The organism is Proteiniphilum sp. UBA1028, assembly GCF_002316955.1.
In the GTDB taxonomy this organism is placed as follows: domain Bacteria; phylum Bacteroidota; class Bacteroidia; order Bacteroidales; family Dysgonomonadaceae; genus Proteiniphilum.
The window spans coordinates 23,700-28,873 of the sequence record NZ_DCEN01000030.1; the positions used below are offsets into that span (position 1 = coordinate 23,700).

Annotated in this window: 4 protein-coding genes; 1 reads left to right on the top strand and 3 read right to left on the bottom strand. The window is 49.5% G+C overall.

The features are described 5' to 3' along the window. Positions 1–203 precede the first annotated feature (203 nt). Positions 204–2,996: a TonB-dependent receptor gene (locus tag B3Z75_RS03960; protein WP_294067988.1), complete on the top strand. Its 2,793-nt coding sequence runs from the start codon at positions 204–206 to the stop codon at positions 2,994–2,996. 174 nt (positions 2,997–3,170) lie between these two features. Here B3Z75_RS03960 and B3Z75_RS03965 read toward each other — a convergent pair whose 3' ends face one another. Genes B3Z75_RS03965 through B3Z75_RS03975 form a run of 3 tightly spaced genes read right to left on the bottom strand, consistent with a single transcriptional unit; the run spans position 3,171 to position 5,071 of the window. Continuing rightward, a complete protein-coding gene (locus B3Z75_RS03965) occupies positions 3,171–4,148 on the bottom strand; it encodes an SPOR domain-containing protein (RefSeq protein WP_294067990.1) in 978 nt (325 codons plus the stop codon). Between the two features lie 54 nt (positions 4,149–4,202). After that, complete coding sequence (gene ruvC, locus B3Z75_RS03970) at positions 4,203–4,763, bottom strand: crossover junction endodeoxyribonuclease RuvC (protein ID WP_294067992.1); 561 nt, start codon at positions 4,761–4,763, stop codon at positions 4,203–4,205. Beyond that, entirely contained in the window at positions 4,763–5,071 is a 309-nt protein-coding gene (locus tag B3Z75_RS03975; RefSeq protein ID WP_294067994.1) for a DUF4286 family protein, read from the bottom strand. The genes ruvC and B3Z75_RS03975 overlap by 1 nt, the downstream gene beginning before the upstream one ends. Between the last annotated feature and the right edge of the window lie 103 nt (positions 5,072–5,174).

A 5,174-nucleotide genomic window follows, 5' to 3' on the forward strand; every position in this document is an offset into this window, starting at 1 on the left:
CGGTGATTTTTTCGGTGATTTTTCACTGCTTCTGCCTGCAAATGTAACACAGTTTCCCGATTAATTTCGTTTATTCATCGATGAAAAGTTGCGGTTTATCTATTCATTTTGAAGCTACCCTTTATTCTTCCTACATTTGTCGCAACGGTGCACAACGGGAAAGTTGTCCATCCAATTTATTCTTGAACAACTTTTATTTACTGATGAAAAAAACATTTATCTTCTTTTTTGTACTGTTTGCATGTATCACATTCGTGTATGCTCAATCCGGTACGGGGAGCGTTTCCGGTAAAATCACCGACGGAGAAACAGGAGATGCCATTCCTGCCGCCACCATCCGCATTTTAAACCCGAAAGACAGCACGCTGGTCACCGGGACCTCCTCGTCGGCCGAGGGGTCCTTTCTGATTCCGGTAAATCACGGCAGTTACATCGCGCACATCTCGTTTATGGGATATGCCCCCGTCTATAAACACTTCACCCTCACCCCTTCGCAGCCGTCAGTAAGCCTGAGCACCATCTCCCTCGAGGAGAACACAATTCTGCTCGAGGAAGCGGTGGTTACTGCGGCCGCCACCGAGATTCTGGTCAAGGGCGACACGTTGGAATACAACGCCGCCTTGTATAACGTAACCGAGATGGCGGTGGTAGAAGATCTGCTTAAGAAGATGACCGGTGTGGAGATCGATCAGAATGGCGTCATCAAAGTACAGGGGAAAGAGATCAAAAAGATATTTGTCGATGGCAAGGAGTTCTTTAGTGACGACCCAAAGATAGCCTCCAAAAATTTGCCTGCCAGAATGGTCGATAAGCTGCAGATCATCGACAACAAATCAGAAATGGAGAAAATGACCGGCTTCGACGATGGGGAGGAAGAGATGATCATCAACCTCACGATCCTCCCGAACATGAAACAAGGCACCTTTGGCAATGCCTATGCAGGATATGGAAGCATGGATCGCTACGAAGCAAACACCATGGTAAACCATATGCGCAACAGCGACCAGATGACTTTCATGGGAGGCATCAACAACACCAACAATGCCGGCGCCTCCGATCTGGGTGCTGCCCTGGGGGGTGGTGGCGGAGGTAGAGGAGGCAGAGGAGGAGGAGGTGGTGGTGGCGCAGGAAGTGGGATCACCACATCGGGGAACAGCGGCTTTAACTTCAGCAAGGAGGCGTCGGACAAGTTGGAAATGGGAGGCAACATACGGTATGGCAACAACCGGACCGACGCAAGCTCAAAGATATACACACAAAACCTGTTAAGCAAGGGCGACACCTACGAAGATCAGAATAACCGCTCCAACAGCCGAAGTGAAAATGTGAATTTTGATATGCGGCTGCAGTGGAAGCCCGATTCGCTCACAACACTGGTCTTCCGTCCCACCATCTCATTCAGCAGCAGCGAGAGTGTGGAGGCCGACATCTTTTCAACAACGCGCATCGAAGGAGATACCGTCAACTATGGGAATGCCGACTATGCCTCACGCGGCAACGGAAAAAACCTTGGGGGCAATCTCCATCTCAACCGCCGACTGGGAAAACCGGGACGAAGCATCAGCGTGGGAATCAACGCCCGCTCGAACAATTCGGAGAACAAGGCCACCAACATCTCCAACACATACTACACCGGAAAGCGCGTCGACGACCTGCTCGATCAGCGCATCACAAATAATAACAGCAGTACAAGCTGGGGGGGCTCCGTTTCTTACGTGGAGCCGCTGGGTAAACAAAACTTCCTCCAGTTTTCCTACAACTACAGACAAGGTTCTTCCGTATCCGACAAAGATACGCGCACCCGCGATGAGGAGGGAAATTATACGGTTCTGGACACAAAATACAGCAAGCTGAACGAGAACAACTCCGTGAACCAGGATGTGGGCGTCAATTTCCGTTCGAGAAGCGAGAAATACAATTACAACGTTGGGTTCAGCGTTTATCCCTCCACCTCTAAAAGAGAGACATTCATCGGAGATTCACTCATCAGCAATATCACGCAAAAGATCACGAACTACTCCCCCAATGCGCAATTCAACTATCTCTGGTCAAGGCAGAAGAACCTGCGCTTCACCTATACCGGAAATACCGATCAACCCTCCGTCAACCAGATATCGCCCGTGGTCGACGTGAGCAACCCCCTGAACATCACCTACGGAAATCCCGACCTCAAACCGGCCTTCCTTCACCGGATGAACATCAGGTACCAGAATTCGCAACCACAGCAGAACCGATTTTACATGCTGACCGGCAATTTCAATTACACGTTGAACGCAATTGTTACCTCCCGTTTCACCGACCCCGAAACGGGACGAAAAGAGAACACCTACCGAAATGTGAATGGCAACTGGGATGCCGACATGCGTTTCACCACCACGCAGCCATTATTTAGCAAAAAGTTTACGGTTTCGACCACCTCCTATGGCGCTTTCAGGAGAAATAACGGTTTCTCCAACAACGAGGAGAATATCAGCAAGCAGCTCAACCTCTCTGAGAATTTGAGCTTCAACTATAATTCCGACAAGCTTCAGTTCTCCCTACGGGGAAACATATCCTATAACAAGGTGAAGAACACCCTTGAGGGGCAGCAGGACAGGGAGTACTTCAACTATGGCAGTTCCGCGAACACCACAGTCTACCTTCCGTACGACATTAATTTTCAAAGCGATATACGCTACTCCACCAACTCAGGCTATGCCGATGGCTTCAAGCAGAACGAAACCCTGTGGAATGCCTCTCTCGAAAAACAAATATTAAAGCAGAAAAACGGCCTGATCCGGATAAAAGTATACGATATCCTGCAGCAACGCAGCAACATCCGCCGGAGTGTTTCGTCCAATTATATCCGCGATACCACCACCAACACGCTCACCAGTTATTTCATTGTACACTTTGTCTACCGGTTTAACGTGTTTAAGGGAGGAGCCTCGAGAGGCGATATGCGCCGGGGCGGAGGATGGGACGACGGCGGTCATGGCAGGAGACGTTCAGGTTAACAGCATCTCCCAAAAAAATCCCCAGAAACAGTTATTCCGGGGATGTCGTATGCATTAAAAATCGGGGAAACGGAACCGGTCCATGGGGGGAACCAGCCTCTTCCGATATCTGTACAGCTCGTATACCCAATACAGCACAAACCCCGCTAAGATATTACTTTTCAGCGACATAATCTATTTTCGTTTTAAAATCCAGGCATCGGAATGCGTGGGATATTGTTTGTGAATTTCCTTCATAAAAGACTCCGCCTCGCTTCTTTCGGTAAATGATGCGGCATACACATCAATGCGGCCGGAACGTTTCAGGCTTCCCATGTGTGCAAACCCCTCATTGCGCAGCGTCTCCATCATTTTCTGTGCCACATCGGGCAGCTCGTAGACCCCCACCACAACATAGTATCGTGGTCCTCCGGCAGCCAGCTCCTGTCCTGTCGGGGCTGGCAATGTGGCATCGGTGGTATTCGCTGTTACTGAGGGCGAAACGGGCAATATATTGGCATCACCGTCAACCCCAGCATTGGGCGTAACATTTTCCAGTCCATGGGCATGGTTGTGTTTATTCCCGAACAACGATGTTTCGGAAATCATTTGTGCCGACTGGTGTTCTCTGTTTGTATCGCTCACCGGTAGGAGAAACATCAGCAAAATAATTGCTACCGCGGCTGTAGCACTGATGCCCACATGAGAGAACCGTCTTTCGCGTCCCACTTCTCTGGACGTTACTGAGGGTGTCTGCATCTGAACAAGCGGCTTCAGCGTTGCCCGGGTCAGTCCGAACAGCGAAGGACGTACAAAATTAGCCGGAGTATACATGAATCGTTTCTCGTCGTTCATGGTAAACGAGCCCAGTTTTCCCAGATCCACACGGCGTACCTCCCGTAACTGATTTTTCAGTTCCTCTACGGCACGCTCAATGCGTTGCATGGCTGCTTCAAACATCAGCTTATCGCTTCTCATGTAAGACTGAGCCAGAAGTCCGTCGTTGTGGGTAAGATCGCGGTTGAAGACCAGTTCGCACGACGGCTCCAGGAAAGTGGCAATACCATCTCTGCGGGAAGGAAGCGTATTCACCACAAAACCGCCAAAACCGGGAATGATCACGCAGTTGTGTTCATGCAGCAGGAATTCTATGTGTGAAATCAATTCATTCATCAGGCAAAGTTAAAAAAGTTCGGGAGTATTATGCAAGAAAAAGGGATTTTTTTTTTATTTTCTCACCTTATCCTGGTTGCGGCTGGCAAAATCTTTCCAGTCCTTGTATTTTCTGTCTCCGGTGGTGACACCCGACTGGTAAAAATGGCAAAGTGCCGCCGCAAGTCCGTCGCTCGCGTCCAACTGCGGAAGCATGTTCTCATCAGGGATATGCAAAATCTTCTGTAACATGTAGGCCACCTGCTCCTTCGCCGCCCTGCCATTGCCGGTGATCGCCATCTTGATCTTCAGCGGGGCGTATTCAAAAATCGGGATGTCGCGCGAGATGGCAGCAGCCATGGCCACCCCCTGTGCACGTCCCAGCTTGAGCATGCTCTGCACGTTCTTGCCAAAGAAAGGAGCCTCGATGGCTAGCTCGTCGGGCAGGAACTCCTCAATCAGGCCGATGACGCGGGCATATATCTTCGCCAGCTTGAGGTAATGATCGCCGTATTTACCCAGCTCCATCACCCCCATTGCCATCATCGACGGTTTGTTATCCAGTACACGGAGTATGCCGTAGCCCATCACCTGCGTGCCCGGGTCAATGCCCATGATAATCCGTTCTTTCTGCATCAGTACTCTATTGTCTGCATGATGGTTGAGAATCCGATCAGCTTCTCCTTAAACTTCTCCAGCAAGGGATCATAGACAATCTTGCTCTCATCGGCATTCCAGCGTTCCAGCGTCACGATATCGGCAGCAACAAATTCCATCGCATAAGAGTATCCCTCCTCACCCTCCTTTCCAAACACACGTGCCAGACGAGGCGATGTGAGCAATCCACTTTTGGTGGACATCGGAATAAATTGCTGCAGCATATATTCAATAAACTCTTCGTTTATACCCTCATCGACATGAAAAGTGGTGTTGAAAACAATCATAACGCGCAATTTTTAATTTTTCTCTCTCGTTTTGATTGCAAATATAAACAAAATCTCTATCTTTGCACCACGAAATTCAAGGGGGATTAGCTCAGCTGGCTAG